Raw genomic sequence first — 18,068 nt, forward strand, 5'->3', positions numbered from 1 at the left:
CCGCACCCCACCGATACGGAGGCCCCAGTGAGCTCGACCGAACACGACCCGAACCAGCTGCCGCGGATCAGCGCCGAGGAGTCGCAACGGCGCCACGACGGCGACGGACCCCAGACCCGCTCCGCCTCGACCGGGCCGGGGGCCAGCGGCTCGACCAACATCGCCGGCAACAACGTGTCGGGCAACAGCACCGGTCGCGGGGACGTGGTCGGTGGCAACAAGTCGGGCCACAACATCAGCTTCGGGGGCATCGGCATCGTCGTCGCCGTGGTGGCGGTGCTGTTCTTCGTCGGCAGGCTGCTCGTCCAAGGCGCCGGCGGCCCCGCGCCGTCCGACATCACCCAACCGTCGCCCTGCAGCGACTACCAGCAGATCGAGGATGCGTCCGCGCGCACCGCGATCATCAACCGGATCGCGGTCGAGATCGGGCACCAGGGCATCATCGGCAGCCCGTTCGTGCTGTCCGAAGTAGACGCAGCGTGCGCCGCGGCCCCGCAGAAGAGCATCGGTGCGGTCGTCACGAAGGCCAGGGGGTACTAGCGCCCGCTCACACCCCGAAGGCCCCGATCAGCCCCGCGACCAGCGCCGCCCGCTCGACCATCCCGGAGACGCTCACGTGCTCGTGCCGGGCGTGCGCGCCGGCGCCGACGGCGCCGAGGCCGTCGAGCACTGGCAGCCCGAGTGCGGCGGCGAAGTTGCCGTCGCTGGCCCCGCCGACGGCGACCTCGGGGACGTCCACGCCCAGCCGCTCGCCGGCCCGGCGGGCCAGCGCGTAGACGGCGGCGATGGCCGGCGAGCGCTCCATCACCGGGCGGTTCCACTCGCCCAGCACGGTGATCTCGGCGCGCGGGTCGTGGGCGGACAGGCCGGCCAGCACGGCGTCGATCCGGCGCTGGCCGGCCACCGTGCGCACCCGGACGTCGATCTCGGCCTCGGCCTCGCCGGCGACCACGTTGGAGCGGGTGCCGCCGCGCAGCACGCCGACGTTCACGGTGGTGCCCTCGGCGAGGTCGGTGGCCTCGTGCAGGGTGCGCACCGCGCGGGCGATCTCGTCGATCGCGCTGGCGCCCTTCTCCGGTTCCAGCCCGGCGTGCGCCTCGACGCCGCGGGCGCGGACCCGGAACATGCCGACGCCCTTGCGGGCGGTCTTCACCGCGCCGTCGGCGGCGGCCTCGAAGACCAGCACGGCGTCGGTGCCGGTGCAGGCGGACTCGATCAGCGGCCGGGAGAACGGGCTGCCGATCTCCTCGTCGCCGTTGAGCACGAGGCGCAGCGCGGGCGCCGGCGCGCCGGCGGCGCGCAGCGCGCGGACGCCCCACACCGCCTGCACCAGGCCGGCCTTCATGTCGAAGACGCCGGGGCCGGTCAGGGTGTCGCCGTCGACCCGGACGGGCCAACCGATCAGAGTGCCGGCGCTCCAGACGGTGTCGTAGTGCGCGAGCAGCGTGACCGCGCCAGGGCCATCGCCCGGGTAGTCGAGCACGAGGACGTCGCCGTGCTCGGTCGAGGCGTAGTGCGTGCGCGCGGCCGGGAGCCCGAGCCGGTCGGCCAGCCGGGCCTCCAGGTGGGCGAGCCCGGCGGCGAGCAGGTCGAGGTCGTCGCTCGGGGTCTCGACGGAGGCGTAGGCCACGAGGTCGGCGACGATCGACTCCCGATGTCGCTCCAGCCAGTCGCGCATACCGGGCAGGTCGAGCCCGTCGACGGCCGACGGCTCCGGCACCGCACGTCCAACCCTGGTCATCGCCCACCCCCCGCGGGTCCGCCGATCGAGGTCGGCCGTCCGGTCAGCATGGGCTGGCGGTTCCGCCCCCGCAACCGCTCCGGTCAGGCATAGGCGGTCATCCCGCAACCAAGTTGGGCGAAGGCCAGCTCGGTGTCGGCCAGCGCGTCGTCGGCGATGTCGTCGGCCGAGGCGCCGTCGACGATGCGGGTCTGGTTGTGGTCGGCCAGGGCCTGCAGCACCCCGACGATCTGCACCGCGGCCAGCCGGGCGGCGAGCGGCCCGGCGTCCGGCACGGCCTCGCGCAGGGCGGCGGCCAGCGACTCCTCGTCGCGGCGGAGGTAGCCGACGAGGGCCGCCGACAGCGAGGGCGTGCCCATGATCAGCCGGTAGAACTCCACGACCGGGGCGATGTCGCACAGGCCGGTGATGGGGTCGCGGGCGCGCAGCCGCTCGATCCGTTGCCGGCGCAGGGCGGCCAGCGGCGCCTCCCCCGGCCCGCGGCCGTGGACCACGCGCGCCGGCTCGCCGCCGTGGTCGGCGAAGCGGTGCAGGACCAGCTCCTCCTTGGTCGGGAAGTAGGCGAACAGCGTGCGCTTGGAGACCTCGGCCTCGGCGGCGATCTCGACCACGGACACCGCGTCGTAGCCGCGCTGCAGGAACAGCCGGATGGCGGCCTCGGAGATCGCCGCGCGGGTGCGGGCCTTCTTCCGCTCGCGCAGACCGACGGGCTCGTCCATCCGACGATCTTACACCAGGTTGATTTCTGCACTCGGTATACTTATGCTCTCGGTCATGGATTCTGGTGTGGTCGTGGTGGGAGCGGGACCGACCGGGCTGGTCGCCGCCGTGGAGCTCGCGCTGCGCGGAGTGGCGGTCGAGGTGGTGGAGCGGCGCGCGCAGCCGAGCGGGCAGTCCCGCGGCGGCGGGGTCCACCCGCGGACCTGCGAGATGCTGCACATGCGCGGGCTGCTCGACGCGGTGAGCGCGCGAGCGGTGCCCGGGGAGAACGTCGGCGGGCACTTCGCCGGGCTCCCGGTGCCGCTGGACGCCACCGCGTGGCGCACCCGCTGGCCGGCCGGGCTGATGATCCCGCAGGACCGCATCGAGGCCGTCCTGGAGCAGCGGCTGCACGAGCTGGGCGTCGCGGTGCGGCGCGGCACGGCGCTCGTCGACGTGTCGGTCGGGGACGACCGGGTGGAGGCCACCGTCGAGGGCCCCGACGGCCGCGCCACGCTGGTGGCCCGGTCCCTGGTGGCCTGCGACGGCGGGCACAGCACCGTCCGCACGCTGACCGGCACCCCGTTCCCCGGCCGCGCCGGCACGATGGCGGCGGTCAGCGCCGACGTCGAGCTGGCCGGGCGCGGCCCGACCGTGCCGCGCACCGTGCGCCACATCAGCGAGCACACCCACCACGGCGGCGGCTACTGGATGATGTCGCACCCGCTGGGCGACGGCGCCGACCCCGCCACGCCGTACCGGATCGTCGTCGGCCACGCCGGCCCGGCGCCCGAGCGCGACGACCCGGTGACCGCCGACGAGGTCGCGGTCGCGCTCGCCGCCGTGCACGGCCCGGAGACGACGCTGGCCCGGCTGCGCTGGGGCACCCGGTTCAGCGACGCCGCCCGCCAGGTCGAGCACTACCGCGCCGGCCCGCTGCTGTTCGCCGGCGACGCCGCGCACATCCACGCCCCCGTCGGCGGCCAGGGCCTCAACCTCGGCGTGCAGGACGCGATGAACCTGGGCTGGAAGCTGGCCGCCCACCTGCGCGGCCGCGCCGACGTCCTCGACACCTACCACGACGAGCGCCACCCCGTCGGCGCCCGGGTGATCGCCACCGCGCGCGCCCAGAGCCTGCTGATGAACCCCGCCCCCGAGGCCGACGACGCGTGGGCGCTGCGCGGCATCGTCACCGACCTGCTGCGCCTGCCCGAGGCCAACCGCCACATCGCCGGCCTGATGTCCGGGCTGTCGCTGCGCTACGACCTCGGTGACGACCACCCGCTCGTCGGCGCCCGGCTGCCCGACCTGTCCCTCGACGCCGGCGACGGCCCGACCACGGTGGCCGCCCTCCAGCACTCCGGGCACGGGCTGCTGCTGGAGCTCGACGGCGAGCCCGGCGTGCGGGAACTCGTGGCGGGCGTCGACCGGGTGGGCGCCCGGGTGCTGGACTCCCCCGTCGGCACCGGGCTGGACGCCCGCCGCGTGCTCGTCCGCCCCGACGGCTACGTGGCCTGGGCCGACACCGGCGCCGACCCGACGCCCGACGCCGCCCTGCGCCGCTGGTTCGGCGCCCCGGCTCCGGCCCCCGTCGCCTGACCGGAGCCCGCGAGGGGGTCAGGGCTGGAACTTGCGCCACAGCCAGCCGGTGGCCACCCGCTTCCCGGTCCGGACGTAGGAGGCCGAGCCCTCGACCAGCATCGTGCTGTCCAGGCCCCGGCGGGCGGCGGGCGGCCCGACCAGGAGCAGCTCGTCGTCCGGTTCCAGGACGAAGTCGTCGTCGGGGGTCAGCTCGCACCGGTCGCCCCGCAGCACCAGCAGCACCACCGCGTCCAGCCGCCGCTCGCGCTCGTCGGGGTCGCGCAGGACCGCGCCGATGGGGGCCTCCCCGGAGCGCAGCCAGTCCTGCAGCGCAGGCGCCTCGCTCCGGTCGAGGCGGACCTTCCACAGCGGGGCCAGCCGCTTGCCGCACAGCTCGGTCAGCCGGTCGACCACCCCGGCCGCCCAGTCGTCGCCGCGAGTGGGCACCTCCTGCACGAACCGCCACAGCAGCGGCGTGCTGAGCTGGGCGTACACCTCGTGCGCCACCAGCTCCGGTGGCACCAGCAGCGCGTCGGTCTCCATCGCGGCGAACAGCGGGGAGCTGGCCGGGCGGTTCTGCCGGGCGGCCACGAACACGTCCGGGTTCAGCCGGCGCGCCGCGGCGATCATGGACAGGTTGCTGGCGTCGTTGTCGACCCCGGCGACGAACCCCGCGGCGTCGGCGACGCCGGCCCGTTCCAGCACGTCGGGGTCGGCGCCGTCGCCGAGGACGCCGCCGGGCGTGTCCTCGGAGCGCGTCTCGACGACGGTGACCTCGATGCCCTCGCGCTGCAGGTCGGCGACCAGCTCGCGGCCGAACCGGCCGTACCCGCAGACCACCCAGCGCCCGTCGGGCGGCGGGTGCCCCCGGGTCGGGAGCGTCGCGCCCGGCCCGCTCTCCAGCCAGGTGATCAGCTGGTAAGACGCGGGGGCGCGGATGCCCAGCCCGAGGTGCTCGCCGAAGCGGTCGAACGGGTCGACGACGGTGGGGGTGCCGAAGGCCCGCATGCGCTCGGCGATGGACGCCGACGTGGTGCGGGCGATGACCTGCAGGTCGGGGCGCAGCAGCGCGGCGGTCATGGTGACGGTCAGGTTGGCCTCGTCGTCGTTGGTGATCGCCAGCACGGCGTGGCAGCCGGGGTTGGCGAGCCCGGCGACGCCGAGGTGGGCGGGGTCGCGGGCGTCGGCGACCAGCCCGGGCACGTCGGCGTGGTAGCTGCCCAGCTCCAGCGACTCGATCCGCTCCGGATCGATGTCGATCACCACGACGCGCTTGCCCAGCTCGTCGAACGCCCGGCTGAGCAGCTCCCCGGTGCGCCCGTGCCCGACGACGAGCAGGAACGGCTCGCGCAGCCGCTTGACCTTGCGGGTGAAGTGCTGCAGGGCCAGCGCCTGGCGGAACGCGCGGTCCTGCAGCAGGGACAGCAGCGAGCCGATGGCGTAGGCCCAGCCGATCACCGTCAGGTAGATCGAGACGGTGACCCAGAGCCGCTGCGCGGCGGTGAACGGGTGGGGCAGTTCGCCGAACCCGATGGTCGAGGCCGTGTAGCTCATGAAGTAGAAGGCGTCGAAGAACGTCATCCGGGTGGGCTGGCCGGTCGCCGGGTCCTGCCCCGGCACCAGCGTCAGCCCGAACACGCTCACCGCGAAGATCAGGATCAGCACGATCAGCGGCGCGCGCATCCGGCGCAGCACCAGGAAGATCGTCGCCTCGGCCTGGACCTCGGACGCGCGCGGGATGCGCCTGCGCAGCCGCCTGCTCAGCCGGGAGGGGCGGCGCTCGTCCTCGGTCTCCTGCCCGAGCAGCCGCAACCAGAAGTCGAGCAGCGGGTTGGCCACGGCTACCGGCGGTGGTAGGTCACGGTCTCGACGACGAGCAGGACGACCGAGACGGCGTTGGCCAGCAGCGCGCCCCCCGACAGCGAGACCACGCTGGCCGTCGCCGCGGGCGTCATCCCCTCGACCGAGATGTGCGCGGCGTAGGTCCAGGCGAGCGCAGCCGCGCCCAGCTGCAGGTCGGCGACCAGGCTGGTGGCCAGGTGCACCGCGCCGATCTGCGTGCGGTCGCCGAACTTCAGCACCGTCGCGACCAGGCTGACCACGAGCGCGGCGAACAGCTCGTAGGGGTTGTGCAGGTCGGGGTCGCCGATGTCGCCGATGAAGAAGCCGAAGTTCAAGGTGGCGGCCAGCAGCACGAAGAAGCCGAAGACCACCTTCTCCAGGTTCATCCGCGCCCCCGCGACCCGCTGCAGTGAGAGGCGAAGGATCTCACGCAGGCCGGCGCGCCGCTGATCGACAGCCCGTTCACCGCGCGTAGCCGACCGGCGGAACGGGCACTCGGCCGCGTGACCCAGCACACCGACGAGACCGCTCCCCCGCGCCGGCCCGCGCCGGCGCGGCGCGGCGAGCTCGCCCCCGTCGCAAAGCGCGCCGGCCTGCAGATGGCGTTCGGCACGGGGCTGTTCGTCCTGCTCCTCGGCCTCGGCTTCCTGATCACCGCCACCCCGTTCGGCGCCACGGTCGACCAAGCCGACCTCGGGATGCTGCGCTGGCTGGGCGAGCGGCGCACCCCCGGCGTCGACGCCGTCTCCGCGGTGCTCAGCGACCTCGCCTCGACGACGACCGTGCTGGTCGCGGGGCTGGTGGTGGCGGTCGTCGCGGCACTGCTGCTGCGGCACTGGTGGCCGTTCGCGCTGATGGCGGTCGCGCTGCTCGGCGAGCTGGCGCTGTTCCTGAGCTCGGCGACCGTCGTCGGACGTCCCCGCCCCGACGTGCAGCACCTCGACGCCGCGCTCCCGCCGACGTCCAGCTTCCCGTCCGGGCACACCGCGGCGGCGGTCTGCCTGTACGGCGGGCTGGCCGCGATCGTGCTGCTGGTGACCCGGGCGTGGTGGCGCTGGCTGGTCGTCGCGCTGGCGGTGCTCGTGGTGCTGGCCGTGGCGTTCGGTCGCCTCTACCGGGGCGCGCACAACCCGTCCGACGTGCTGGGCGGTCTGCTGCTCGCCCTCCCCTGGCTCTACGCCACCACGCTCACCGTCGCGCCGGCTGCGCGTGGTCAGCGCGCGATTGCCCGCGATCACCCGAAGGAGTAGCGAAGTCGCCCGTCCGGCCTCAGCCCGTGGCCGGGTCGGACGCCGATCACCCGCTCCGGATCCCGGCGGTGCCCTGCCGACCGTAGAGGTGCTCGGAGGTCCGCCCACCCGGGGCGCGTCAGGACACCGGCGGCGTCCCGCCGGGTTGAGGACCGCGCCACGGCGGCCCGGCGTTGCCGGCGACGATGTCCCGGGCGAGCGCGGTCAGGCCGAGGTTGCGGGCGCGGGCGAGGCCGCGCATGACGTCGAAGGCACCGCCGGGGTCCAGTCCGGTGCGTTCGGCCAGGATCCCCTTGGCCTGCTCGATGACCGCCCGGCTGGTCAGCGCGGTCTGCAGCTGCTCGATGACCAGGAACTGGTGGTGCAGGGCGCGCTGGTGCAGCAGGACGATGGTGGCGAGGTCGGTCAGCGAGCGCAGGATGCGCGCGGTCGACGGATCGAGCCGGCCGGCGGCGGTGGTGAACAGGGTCACCGCCCCGATGACCCGATCCCTGCGGTGCATCGGGATCGCGTGCACCGCGCCGAAGCCGGCCAGCCGGCAGGCGGGCGCGAACCGCGGCCAGCGCCCCCTCACCCCGACGACGTCGCCGACGTCGGCCACGTCGTCGACCTCGACGACCTGCCCCGACCGGTGGCAGTCGACACCCGGACCCTCCTCCGCGCTGAGCTGGAGCTCCCCCAGCTCCCGGACCCGGTCGCCGGCGGCGGCCGGCGCCTCCAGCCGGCCGGTCGTGTCGGCCAGCAGCAGCCCCGCCCCGTCCACCCCGCCCAGCCGCACGTAGTGGCCGCACAGCCGCTGGAAGAACTCGCCGGTGACGAACGAGACGTCGTCCACGTCGGCGAGCTGGGCGAACGCCTCGGCCAGCGACTCCTGGTCGTTCACCGACCCCGCCGCCCGTGCTCGGACGGTGCCGGATCCGGACCGCGGCGAGCGGCGAGCAGCGCCTTCCGGTCGACCTCGCGGGCCACCACCGCCCGCGCCACGTCGGCCAGCCGCAGGTTCCGCTCCCGGGCGTAGCGGCGCAGGACGTCGAACGCGGCGTCCATCCCCAGGTCGAGCAGCTGCGCGACGACCCCCTTGGCCTGTTCGATGGCCACCCGGCTGTTCAGGGCCACCTGCAGCTGCTCGGCGAGCACCTCGCCACGGCGGATGGCCTGCTCCTGCAGGATGCCGATGGTCGCCACATCGGCCAGCGCCTGCCCCAGGGCCAGGTCGGGAGCCGGCAGCGGCCCGGGTGCGCCGCGGAACAGGTTCAGCGCGCCGATGGCCTCCCCACGCAGCCGCAGCGGCAGCGCGTGCACCGAGCGGAACGCCCCGATGTCTGCGACGGCCGCGGAGAACGTCGGCCATCGGGTCGCGGTGTCGGCCAGGTCGGCCACGCTCACCGGGGCCGCGGTGCGGTAGCACTCCAGGCACGGGCCCTCGTCGGCCTGCAGCTGCAGCAGCTCCATCAGCTCGGCGTCCTCGCTGGTGGCCGCGACGACCCGCAGCTCGCGGCGGGAGTCGCCGAGCAGCAGCCCGGCCGCGTCCACGTCCAGCAGCGTCGTGCAGTGGTCGACGAGCTGGTCGAGCAGGGCGATGACGTCGTAGTCGGCGACGAGGGTGTCGGCGAGCGCCACGAAGGCCCGGCTCAGCTGCTGCTCCCGCTCCGATCCGCGCATGACAGTGCCTCCTTCGTCGGCGGTGCCCCGCCGCGTCACATCATGTCCTCGGTGAACACGAGTCGTCGGGCGACGACGTCGCGGGCGACCTCGATGAGCAGCCGCTGGTGGACGAACGCGTGAGCGCGCATCCTGGCCAGCGCGTCCTCCGCGCTCACCGCCAGCTGCACCAGGACCATCCCGGTGGCCTGGTGGATCTCCGCCCGGCTCCCCAGCGCGTGGTCGAGCCACCCGCCGAACCGGTTGTCCGGGTCGGTGCGCTGGTCGAGCAGCATCAGCGCCGCGGTGTCGGCCGCGGCCAGCGCGTCGAGGCGCTCGGCCTCGCTCAGGGCTCCGGGGACGGCCCGGTAGAGGTCCAGCACCCCGAGGTTGATCGCACCCCACTGCAGCGGCAGCGCGAACAGCGCCGCGACCGCGGTCTGCTCACCGACCGCCGCGGCGAAGAGGGGCCAGCGCGTGGTCCGCGTGCAGTGGTGCAGGTCGGGGACCAGTACCGGCGCCCCGGTCCGCGCGGCCTCCATGCAGGCGCCCTCGTTGAGCGTGAACTGCAGCTCCTCCAACCGCTCGGCGACCGGGTCGGTGGCCCACAGCGTCTGCCGCGCCTCGGTGGCCGTGAGCAGCGACAGCGCCGCCCCGTCGACGCCGAGCCCGCGCACGCAGGCCTGGCAGATCCGGGCGGCCAGGGCCTTGTCGTCGGTACCGTCGCGGACGACGCCGAGCAGCTCTGTGGTGACCGGCCCCAGCTCACCCATGACCGGCCGTCCGGTCGGCGGGTCGGGGGGTGATGGGCCGTTCGGGTCGCGCGTCGTCATGATCGGGGAACCCGTCTCATCAACCGCTCTCGGCGACGATCGGATCGGCACCCGGTGACGGCGATACTACGCACAGCCAGGCGGGGTGCGACCGGCCTCGCGGGAGGTCCGAGCGCCAGCGGGACCAGCACCGATCCGCTACTGTGGCGGGTACCGCGATTCCCGCGATATGGCTCCGCTCGAGACCCCGGTGCGCCATGAGGTGCAACGAGGAGATCCCGATTGGTCCAGACGTCCCCCGTCACGGCGTGCGAGAAGTCGGCCGCGGAGCCCGTGGCCGCGAGCACCGACTTCGCCGACCTCTCCCGGACGATCAAGCAGGCCGGGTTGCTCGACCGGCGCCTGGGCGACTACGCGCTGCGCGTGGCCCTCACACTGGTCGCCTTCGCCGCCGCGTGGGCGCTCTTCGGCTACCTCGGCGACAGTTGGTGGCAGGTCGGAACGGCGGCGTTGCTGGCCGTGGCCGGCACGCACGTGGCGTTCATCGGCCACGACGCCGGGCACAAGCAGATCTTCCGTGGGCGCCGGGCGAACGACGCCGTCGGCCTGCTGCACGGGAGCCTGATCGGGATCAGCTACGGCTGGTGGGTCGGCAAGCACAACCGCCACCACGCCAACCCCAACCACGAGGACGACGACCCCGACCTCGACCTGCCGATCCTGGCCTTCAGCGAGCGCCAGCGCCGGTCCCGCCGGGGCCTGGCCCGCTGGACGTCGGCCCACCAGGCGTACCTGTTCGTGCCGCTGCTGCTGCTGGAGGGCTTCAACCTGCACTGGAGCAGCGCGCTGGCCGTGTGGAAGGGGGAGACGAAGCGCCGCGGTCTGGAAGCGGTGCTGCTGGCCGCGCATACCGGCGCCTACCTCGCCGCGGTGTTCCTCGTGCTCTCCCCGGGCCGGGCCGTCGTGTTCATCGCGGTCCACCAGGGGCTGTGGGGCCTGTACATGGGCCTGTCGTTCGCCCCGAACCACAAGGGCATGCCCACCACCAGCGGGTCCGACGGCTGGGACTTCCTGCGCAAGCAGGTGCTGACCTCCCGCGACGTCCGCGGCGGGCCGTGGGTCGACTTCGCGCTGGGCGGGCTCAACTACCAGATCGAGCACCACCTGTTCCCCAGCATGCCCCGCTCCAGCCTGCGCCGCGCGCAGCCGCTCGTGCAGGCGTTCTGCGCCGAGCGCGCCATCCCGTACGCGCAGTCCGGGCTGCTGGCCTCCTACCGGGACGTCCTGCGGCACCTGCACGAGGTCGGCGCGCCGTTGCGCACCGCTCGGCGCTGAGGGCCGGCCCACCCGCCGCTACCGGCCACCCACCCTTCCCCGCGAAAGTCCGGTCAGGAGCAGAACCGATGCGCAGGACCCACATGACGCCGTCGACCGCCTTGTCCCCCACCACGCACACCCACCTCGCCTGCTCGGCCTGCGCACACGACTGGGGCGCGCACGACCCGATCGGGGTGCGGTTCTGCTCGGCCACGATCACCGCGGGGCTGGACCGCGGGTGCGTCTGCGTCGACGAGGTGGCGCTCTTCGGCGCCCAGCCCCGCTGATCCCCTCACCCCTGTCGACCCTCCGTTCCTGATCGGACCACGGGCGTCGTCCGGATCGTGGACCGGCCGGAGTCCCGCCGGGACCGTGCGGGAGTCCGCGGCTCGAGCGTCAGCCGCGGGCGGTCGTGCTGGGTGGGGGATGGCGACGCGACGAGGTCGGCTGTCGACGAATCCGGATGATCACTTACCGACTGTCAGCCGAGGCCGGTGGGACCATGACAGAGTGAGCGCATGAGTGACGGTCCGGGGATCTCGCCGGACACCGCCGAACGGCCGGCCCCCCGGCTCAGCGCCCGAGCCCTGCGGCGCCGCGGCGAGATCCTGCGCGCCGCGCACGAGGTGTTCACCACCAGGGGGTTCCGCAACGGCTCGCTCGGCGAGATCGCCGACCGGGTCGGCATCACCCACCAGGGGATCCTGCACTACTTCGGCAGCAAGGAGCAGCTGCTCGTCGAGGTGCTGCGCGACCGCGACGCCGGCGGCCGGCTGGAGTTCGAGGACGCCGAGCGCCCGCAGGGCGTCGACTTCCTGCAGCACGTGCTGAGCACCGTGGAGAAGAACGTCTCGCGCACCGGGATCGTGCAGGCCTACACCGTGCTGTCGGCCGAGTCGGTCACCGAGGGGCACCCCGCCCAGGGCTGGTTCCGCGACCGGTTCGACGGGCTGCGCGCCGAGCTGGCCGAGGCGCTGCGGATCGCCTGCGGGGCCCACGCCCCCTCGGCCGAGCAGCTCGACCGGGCCGCCTCCGCGCTGATCGCGGTGATGGACGGGCTGCAGGTGCAGTGGCTGCTCGACCCGGGCTCGGTCGACATGCCCGCCGTGGTGCGGATGACGGTCGACGCGCTGCTGCGCTCGTGGGGGTGCCCGCCGCTGACGCCCTGACGGTCGTGGCGGCGCTACGGTGTCGCGCAACGCCCCGTCACCGACGCGTCACCCGGGAGGTCGTCGTCGTGGTCGCCGGTCCCGCGGTCGCCGTGCGGGTGCTCGGGCCGCCCGAGCTCCTCGTGGGCGGTGCCCCGGTCGCGCTGCCGCTGGGCCACCGCGCCGCGGTACTGGCGCTGCTGGCCCTGCACCACCCGACCGGCGTCGGCCACCCGTCGATCGCCGACGGGCTGTGGGGCGCCGACCCGCCCACGCACGCGGGCAACGCCGTGCAGGGGCACGTGTCGCGGCTGCGCAAGCTCGGGCTGGGCGTCGAGCGGACCGGCCCGCAGTACCGGCTGAGCGGCGACGTGCGCGTCGACGCGGCCGAACTCGCCGAGCTGGTCGCCGAGGGCGACGCGCACCTGCGCGCCGGGCGCCCCGGCGAGGCGGCCGAGCGGCTGCGCGCCGCGCTCGGGCTGTTCCGCGGGCCCGTGCTGGCCGGGCTGGAGGACCTGCCGTTCGCCGCGGCGGAGATCGCCCGGCTGGAGGGCGCGCGGGCCGCGGCCCGGCGCTCGCGGATCGAGGCCGACCTGCGGCTGGGCCGCTACGCGGCGCTGGTGCCCGAGCTGGAGGCGCTGGTCGAGGCGCACCCCGACGACGAGGGCCTGCTCGGGATGCTGATGCGCGCGCTGCACGGCGCCGGGCGCCACGGCGACGCGCTGGTCGCCTACGACCGGGGCAGGCGCCGGCTGGTCGCCGAGCACGGGATCGCGCCGTCGCCCGCGCTGCGCGCCCTGCACCAGGCGATGCTGGAGCAGACCCACCGCGAGCCGACCGCCCCGCAGCGGGCCGGGGCGCCGCCGCCGCGACAGACCCCGCACGGCCCGGCGGTCTTCGTCGGCCGCGCCGCGGAGGTCGCCGAGCTGGTGGAGCTGCTGGCGCCCGGCGGGTCCGGCGGCGTCGCGCCGATCGCGGCCGTGGACGGCCCCGGGGGCGTCGGCAAGACCGCGCTGGCGATCCGGGTGGCCGACCTGCTCGCCCCGTCCTTCCCCGACGGCGTCCTGTTCGCCGCGCTCGGCGGCGGCGATCCCGACCGCGCCCCCGGCACCGAGGCCGTGCTGGGCCGCTTCCTCACTGCGCTGGGGGTGCCCGCCGCGGAGGTGCCCGCCGACGCCGAGTCGGCGGCCGCGCGCTACCGCACCGAGCTGGCCGGGCGCCGCGTCCTGGTGGTGCTCGACGACGCCGTCGACGCCGAGCGGGTGCGGCCGCTGCTGCCGGTGGGCGCGGGCTGCGCGGCGCTGGTGACCAGCCGGGCCAAGCTGGGGCTGGCCGAGGCGGTCGCGGTCGGCCTGGGCCTGCTGCCGCTGGAGGAGGCGGGCGAGCTGCTGCGGCGGGTGGGCCGGGTGCGCGAGGCGCCCGACGACACGGCGGTCGTCGCCGTCGCCCGGGCCTGCGGACGGCTGCCGCTCGCGCTGCACATCGCGGGCGGGCGGATGGCCAACCGGCCCCCGGCGTTCACCGCCCGCCTCGCCGAACTGCTGTCCGACGAGACCCGCCGGCTCGGCGAGCTGCGCCTGGGCGACCACGACGTCCGCTCCAGCTTCGCGGTGAGCTACCGACTGCTGTCGCCCGCCGAGCAGCGCGCGTTCCGGCTGCTGTCGCGGTGGGCCGGGCCGACGGTGCCGGTCGACGTCGCCACCGCCCTGCTGGGCGGTTCCGCGACGGAGGCCGAGGCCGTGCTCAACCGGCTGGTCACCGCGCGGCTGCTGGACGAGGTCGAGCCGGGCCGGCACCGCTTCCACGACCTGCTGCGGCTGTTCGGCCGGGAGCTCGCCGAGGGCGCCGACGGCGAGGGGCCCCGCCAGGAGGCAGCGCTGCGGCGGGTGCTGCGCCACCTGCTCGACGCCGCGGTCACCGCCGACTCCGCCCTGGCCGCGCGCCCCGCGCCACCCCCCGGCGAGCCCGACCGCCGCGCTGAGGACCGGGCCGCGGCGCTGGCCTGGTTCGAGGCCGAGCTGGCCAACCTGGTCGCCGCGGCCGGCCTGGCGGCCGACCTCCCCGACCCCGAGGTCGCCCCGGTCGCCTGGGGCCTGAGCGACGCGGCCTTCCGCTACCTCGACCTCACGAAGCGGTGGGCGGAGTGGACGCGGATCTGCGAGCACGGCGTGCGCGCCGCCCGTCGGGTCGGCGACGCGCAGGGCGAGGCGACCTCCCTCAACCGGCTCGGCTGCGCCTACCGCGAGCGCGGGCGCGTCCCGGAGGCCCGCGACTGCCTGGAGCGCGCGCTCGACATCTCCCGCGCCTGCGGGGACGTGCCGCTGGAGATGTCGGTGCTCAACAACCTCGCCAACGCGCTGCAGGACGCGGGGCTGATCGCCGAGGCCGTCGCCGTCCACGGCGAGAAGCTGGGCGTGGCCCGCCGCACCGGCCACCGCTACGACGTCGCCGTCACGCTGAACAACCTCGGCGACATCCACCTGCAGGACGGCGACCTGGACGCGGCCCGGCGGATGTTCGCCGAGAGCCGCGACCTGCTCGCCGAGCTGGGCGAGCTGCGCGCGCTGGGGATGGCGCTGCACAACCTGGCCGAGGTGGCGCTGCGCCAGGGCGACCCGGCCGAGGCCGCGCGGCTCTACCGCACGGGCGCGGAGCGGTCGCGGGAGGCGGGCGACACCTACTCCCGGGCGGCGAGCCTGGTCGGGCTCGGCCACGCGCACCGCGCCCTGGGCGACGAGCCCGCCGCCCGCGCGGCCTGGCGCCGCGCGCACCCGATCCTGGCCGACATCGACCCCGCGGAGGCCGACGCGGTGGCCGCGCTGGCCGCCGGCTCGATCGGCACCCCCGCCGAACAGGCGATTCAGCACTGATTCAGCGGCACCGGGCACACTCCGCGCCACGTCCGCGCGGACCGCGGCGCGTCGCCGACCGCCGCAGGGCGGTCGGGCGCGCGCGGGCCGGCGGAGCCGTGGAGGGGCGGACGCCGCCGGCCCGCACACGTCCGTCCCGCGCCGCCGGTGGACGAGCGCGGCTCTCGTCCAACCCGGCCGCCCGAACGCGGCTCTCGCCCAATCCGGCACGAACGCGGCTCTCGTCCAATCCGGCACGAACGCGGCTCTCGTCCAACACGCCGCACCAACGCGGTTCTCGTCCAATTCGACGGCGCTCGACGAGCCAGGGGGAGTCAGCCGCTGGGGACCGGGTGGGGGCGCAGGGTGGTGGTGAGCGCGGCGTCGTCGGCGTGGCGGCCGACGCGGACCTCGAACTCCCCCGGCTCCACGGCCCAGTCGCCGGCCGCCTCGTCCCAGTGCGCGAAGACCCGCTCGGGCAGCCAGACGCGCGCGGTGGCGCGCTCGCCCGGGCCGGCGGTCACCGCGGCGAACCCGGCCAGCCAGCGCACCGGCCGTTCGAGAGCGCTCCCCGGACGGGCCAGGTAGACCTGCACGACCTCCCGACCCGGCCGCGTCCCGGTGTTGCGCACCGTGACGTCCACGACGGGGCCGTCCGGCTCGATGCGGATCGCCAGGTCCTCGTAGGCCCAGCTCGTGTAGCCCAGGCCGTGGCCGAACCAGTACGCCGGCCGGGCGCCGTCGCGCAGGTAGCGCCGGTGCCCGACGTGCAGACCCTCGGCGTAGTGCACGACGCCGTCCACGGCGGTGGTCGTCGGCACCGGGTCGGTGGCGTCACCGGGCCAGGTCATCGGCAGCCGCCCGCCCGGCTCGACCGCGCCGAGCAGCACGTCGGCCAGCGCGGCGCCGAACTCCTGCCCGGGCAGCCACGACACCAGCACGGCGGCCACCTCGTCGCGCCAGGGCAGCAGCACGGGCGCGCCCGCGTTGACGACCACGACGGTGCGCGGGTTGGCCGCGGCGACCCGGCGGACCAGCTCGTCCTGGGCCCCGGGCAGGTGCAGGTCGTCGCGGTCGAAGCCCTCGCCCTCGGACTCCTCGGTCGTGCCCACGACCACGACCGCCACGTCGGCGGCGCGCGCGGCGTCCTCGGCCGCCCGCAGCGCAGCCTCCGTGTCCGGGCGCGGCGGTGAGGCGTTGACCTGCAGCGCGATGATGAGCATGCCGTCGGTGGGGCGCTCGGGGTCCACGTCGTGGCGGACCACCACGTCGACCTCAGCGCCGGCGGCCAGTTCGACCGCGTGCCCGGCCTGCGGCGGCCGGGTGAGGCCCTCGACGCCGTCGGCGTCCACCGGCAGCGCGAGCCGCTCGTCGAGCACCGCCACGCCGTCGAGCAGCAGCCGGTAGCGGCCGGTGCCCGAGCAGCCGAGCACGTGCCGGCCGGCGGTCGCGGCCCGGTAGACCGCGTGCACCTCGATCGCCCGCAGCCGCGCCGGGTCGACGCCGTCGCCGTAGGCGTTGTTCCAGTTGTAGGTGCTCGACGTGCGTTCCACGGCGCCCAGCTCGCGGTCGCCGTCGCCGAGGAACCGGACCAGCGCGCCGGGCCGGTCGGTGCCGGGGACCCGCAGGTCGGCGGGCCCCGGTGCGCCGATGCGGGTGGTCGTGGCGACGCCGGGCACGACGTCGAGCCGCGTGCCCGCGCCGAGCGCGGCGCGCAGCCCGTCGGCCGGTGCCACCACGCCCGTCGGGAACACGAACGCGCTGCCGCCGCCGAGCACCCGCGGGTGCGTGGCGTGGTCGCCGATCAGCGCCACCCTCCGGGTCGACGCGGCCAGCGGCAGCACCGGCGCGCCGTCCACCGGCCGGTTGCCCAGCAGCACGAACCCGGCGGCGGTCGCGGAGCGGAGCTGGGTGGCGACCGCCGCGGTTCGCTCGGGCGACAGCGGCGGGGAGAAGTGGCCGGGCTCGACGCCCGGGGTGGCGTCCGGGCCGGCGGCGCCCACCCGCTCGGCCAGCCGCAGCAGCCTGCGCACCTTGGCCACCACGACCTCGCGCGGGACGCGGCCGTCGGCGACCGCGTCGACCAGCGCCGGGCCCCACGGGGTCGGCGGACCCGGCATGACCAGGTCGAGCTCGCCGGTGGCCGCGGCCAGCCCGCGCGCGGCGAACCAGTCGCTCATGATCACGCCGTCGAAGCCCCACCCGCGCAGCAGCTCCAGCAGCGGGCTCTCGGTCATCGTGGTGCCGCGCACGGAGTTGTAGGCGGCCATCGCCGCCCACACCCCGGCCTCGGTGACCGCGGCCTCGAACGGGCGCAGGTACACCTCGCGCAGGGTGCGCTCGTCGAGCTCGACGTCGACGGTGAACCGCTGCCGCTCGAAGTCGTTGCCGACCACGTGCTTGACGGTCGCGGCGACCCCGCGCTCCTGGACGCCGGCGATGTAGGCGACGGCGAGCCGGGAGGTCAGCAGCGGGTCCTCGCTGAAGCACTCGAAGTGCCGCCCGCCCAGCGGCGTGCGCTGGATGTTGACGGTCGGCCCCAGCAGCACGTCGACGCCCTTGCGGCGGGCCTCCTCGGCCAGCAGCCCGCCGATGCCGCGCACCATCGCGGGGTCCCACGAGGCGGCGAGCGCGGTCGGCGAGGGGATGGCGACCGAGGGGTCGCGCTCGTCCCACAGCTCGCCGCGCACCCCGGCCGGGCCGTCGGAGGTGACGACCCGGCGCAGCCCGAGCGCCGGTTCGGGGTGCAGGGCCCAGAAGTCGGCGCCGGTCAGCAGCCTGACCAGCCGCTCGGTCGGGAGCTGCTCGGGATCGGTCACGTCACTCCTCCGACGACGGCGGCCGCGGCGATCGGCCAGGGGCCGGGTGGCGGACCCCATCACACTTACTTACCTGTCAGCAAGTGGTCCCGCTCACGCATCGACTCCACCTGAGGCGGTTGCGAGCAGCGGCGGGTCAGACCCGGTCGGCCGCCCACGCGGCGAGGCCGCGCTCGCTGACCACCTCGTCCAGACCGACGGCCGCGGCGCCGCGCAGGGCGCCGTCCTCGCCGTGCACCGCGTCGCGCACGGCCGGCGGCGCGGACCACCGGAAGGTCATCAGGCCGTCGGTGAAGGCCCCGTCGAACGCGGCCGGTGCGTGCCGGCGGATCGGTCCGGCCAGCCCGCCGAGCGTGACGACCTCCGGGTCGAGCGCGTTGACCAGGCCCGCGGTTCCGCCGCCGAGGG

At 75.6% G+C, this 18,068-nt stretch carries 16 protein-coding genes; 7 read left to right on the top strand and 9 right to left on the bottom strand.

Annotated elements, in window-relative coordinates; genetic code table 11:
• The first annotated feature begins 27 nt into the window (after nucleotides 1–27).
• Nucleotides 28–540 (top strand): hypothetical protein, encoded by a 513-nt coding sequence (locus KIK08_RS10995; RefSeq protein WP_214402954.1) that lies wholly within the window; start codon nucleotides 28–30, stop codon nucleotides 538–540.
• Nucleotides 541–547: 7 nt separating this feature from the next.
• Here KIK08_RS10995 and KIK08_RS11000 read toward each other — a convergent pair whose 3' ends face one another.
• Nucleotides 548–1,741 (bottom strand): M20 family metallopeptidase, encoded by a 1,194-nt coding sequence (locus KIK08_RS11000; protein WP_250556749.1) that lies wholly within the window; start codon nucleotides 1,739–1,741, stop codon nucleotides 548–550.
• Between the two features lie 83 nt (nucleotides 1,742–1,824).
• Nucleotides 1,825–2,460 (bottom strand): TetR/AcrR family transcriptional regulator, encoded by a 636-nt coding sequence (locus KIK08_RS11005; protein WP_214402955.1) that lies wholly within the window; start codon nucleotides 2,458–2,460, stop codon nucleotides 1,825–1,827.
• A 55-nt stretch (nucleotides 2,461–2,515) separates the two neighbouring features.
• On the opposite strand from KIK08_RS11005, the gene KIK08_RS11010 reads away from it, so the two are divergent.
• Nucleotides 2,516–4,039 carry an FAD-dependent oxidoreductase gene (locus tag KIK08_RS11010; protein ID WP_214402956.1) on the top strand — a complete coding sequence of 508 codons (1,524 nt, stop codon included), beginning with the start codon at nucleotides 2,516–2,518 and terminating at the stop codon, nucleotides 4,037–4,039.
• 18 nt (nucleotides 4,040–4,057) lie between these two features.
• Here the strand turns inward: KIK08_RS11010 and KIK08_RS11015 are convergent, their stop codons facing one another.
• Together KIK08_RS11015 and KIK08_RS11020 are read right to left on the bottom strand one after the other, a co-directional pair.
• Complete coding sequence (locus KIK08_RS11015) at nucleotides 4,058–5,860, bottom strand: potassium channel family protein (protein ID WP_214402957.1); 1,803 nt, start codon at nucleotides 5,858–5,860, stop codon at nucleotides 4,058–4,060.
• A gap of 2 nt (nucleotides 5,861–5,862) precedes the next feature.
• Nucleotides 5,863–6,249: a DUF6394 family protein gene (locus KIK08_RS11020; protein WP_214402958.1), complete on the bottom strand. Its 387-nt coding sequence runs from the start codon at nucleotides 6,247–6,249 to the stop codon at nucleotides 5,863–5,865.
• A 117-nt stretch (nucleotides 6,250–6,366) separates the two neighbouring features.
• On the opposite strand from KIK08_RS11020, the gene KIK08_RS41645 reads away from it, so the two are divergent.
• A complete protein-coding gene (locus KIK08_RS41645; protein ID WP_214402959.1) occupies nucleotides 6,367–7,113 on the top strand; it encodes a phosphatase PAP2 family protein in 747 nt (248 codons plus the stop codon).
• 118 nt (nucleotides 7,114–7,231) lie between these two features.
• On the opposite strand, the gene KIK08_RS11030 is transcribed toward KIK08_RS41645, so the two are convergent.
• Genes KIK08_RS11030 through KIK08_RS11040 form a run of 3 tightly spaced genes read right to left on the bottom strand, consistent with a single transcriptional unit; the run spans nucleotide 7,232 to nucleotide 9,527 of the window.
• Entirely contained in the window at nucleotides 7,232–7,996 is a 765-nt protein-coding gene (locus KIK08_RS11030; protein ID WP_214402960.1) for a GAF and ANTAR domain-containing protein, read from the bottom strand.
• A complete protein-coding gene (locus KIK08_RS11035) occupies nucleotides 7,993–8,775 on the bottom strand; it encodes a GAF and ANTAR domain-containing protein (RefSeq protein ID WP_214402961.1) in 783 nt (260 codons plus the stop codon). Before KIK08_RS11035 ends, KIK08_RS11030 begins: the two co-directional genes overlap by 4 nt.
• Before the next feature lie 35 nt (nucleotides 8,776–8,810).
• Nucleotides 8,811–9,527, bottom strand: a complete 717-nt coding sequence (locus KIK08_RS11040; RefSeq protein ID WP_214402962.1) for a GAF and ANTAR domain-containing protein — start codon at nucleotides 9,525–9,527, stop codon at nucleotides 8,811–8,813.
• A gap of 282 nt (nucleotides 9,528–9,809) precedes the next feature.
• Here KIK08_RS11040 and KIK08_RS11045 point away from each other — a divergent pair, with 282 nt between their 5' ends.
• The 4 genes from KIK08_RS11045 (at nucleotide 9,810) to KIK08_RS11060 (ending at nucleotide 14,862) form a co-directional block, all read left to right on the top strand.
• On the top strand, nucleotides 9,810–10,862 hold the full coding sequence (locus KIK08_RS11045; RefSeq protein WP_250556750.1) for a fatty acid desaturase family protein: 1,053 nt from the start codon (nucleotides 9,810–9,812) through the stop codon (nucleotides 10,860–10,862).
• 68 nt (nucleotides 10,863–10,930) lie between these two features.
• Complete coding sequence (locus KIK08_RS11050; protein WP_250556751.1) at nucleotides 10,931–11,131, top strand: RGCVC family protein; 201 nt, start codon at nucleotides 10,931–10,933, stop codon at nucleotides 11,129–11,131.
• Nucleotides 11,132–11,362: 231 nt separating this feature from the next.
• On the top strand, nucleotides 11,363–12,013 hold the full coding sequence (locus KIK08_RS11055) for a TetR/AcrR family transcriptional regulator (RefSeq protein WP_214402963.1): 651 nt from the start codon (nucleotides 11,363–11,365) through the stop codon (nucleotides 12,011–12,013).
• 68 nt (nucleotides 12,014–12,081) lie between these two features.
• On the top strand, nucleotides 12,082–14,862 hold the full coding sequence (locus KIK08_RS11060; protein ID WP_214402964.1) for an AfsR/SARP family transcriptional regulator: 2,781 nt from the start codon (nucleotides 12,082–12,084) through the stop codon (nucleotides 14,860–14,862).
• A gap of 314 nt (nucleotides 14,863–15,176) precedes the next feature.
• Here the strand turns inward: KIK08_RS11060 and KIK08_RS11065 are convergent, their stop codons facing one another.
• Together KIK08_RS11065 and KIK08_RS11070 are read right to left on the bottom strand one after the other, a co-directional pair.
• A complete protein-coding gene (locus tag KIK08_RS11065) occupies nucleotides 15,177–17,660 on the bottom strand; it encodes a beta-glucosidase family protein (protein ID WP_308257572.1) in 2,484 nt (827 codons plus the stop codon).
• A gap of 136 nt (nucleotides 17,661–17,796) precedes the next feature.
• Nucleotides 17,797–18,068 (bottom strand): hypothetical protein (locus KIK08_RS11070; protein WP_408004662.1); only part of this gene is annotated, 272 nt, incomplete at its 5' end.

It is taken from the genome of Pseudonocardia lacus (assembly GCF_018531445.1).
GTDB lineage: Bacteria > Actinomycetota > Actinomycetes > Mycobacteriales > Pseudonocardiaceae > Pseudonocardia > Pseudonocardia lacus.

Excerpts from the sequence above, each read along its gene's own strand:
- KIK08_RS11020 (WP_214402958.1), bottom strand. The coding sequence starts at position 6,249 with ATGAACCTGGAGAAGGTGGTCTTCGGCTTCTTCGTGCTGCTGGCCGCC.
- KIK08_RS11010 (WP_214402956.1), top strand. The coding sequence starts at position 2,516 with ATGGATTCTGGTGTGGTCGTGGTGGGAGCGGGACCGACCGGGCTGGTC.
- KIK08_RS11055 (WP_214402963.1), top strand. The coding sequence starts at position 11,363 with ATGAGTGACGGTCCGGGGATCTCGCCGGACACCGCCGAACGGCCGGCC.
- KIK08_RS11050 (WP_250556751.1), top strand. The coding sequence starts at position 10,931 with ATGCGCAGGACCCACATGACGCCGTCGACCGCCTTGTCCCCCACCACG.
- KIK08_RS11005 (WP_214402955.1), bottom strand. The coding sequence starts at position 2,460 with ATGGACGAGCCCGTCGGTCTGCGCGAGCGGAAGAAGGCCCGCACCCGC.
- KIK08_RS11035 (WP_214402961.1), bottom strand. The coding sequence starts at position 8,775 with ATGCGCGGATCGGAGCGGGAGCAGCAGCTGAGCCGGGCCTTCGTGGCG.
- KIK08_RS11040 (WP_214402962.1), bottom strand. The coding sequence starts at position 9,527 with ATGGGTGAGCTGGGGCCGGTCACCACAGAGCTGCTCGGCGTCGTCCGC.
- KIK08_RS11000 (WP_250556749.1), bottom strand. The coding sequence starts at position 1,741 with ATGACCAGGGTTGGACGTGCGGTGCCGGAGCCGTCGGCCGTCGACGGG.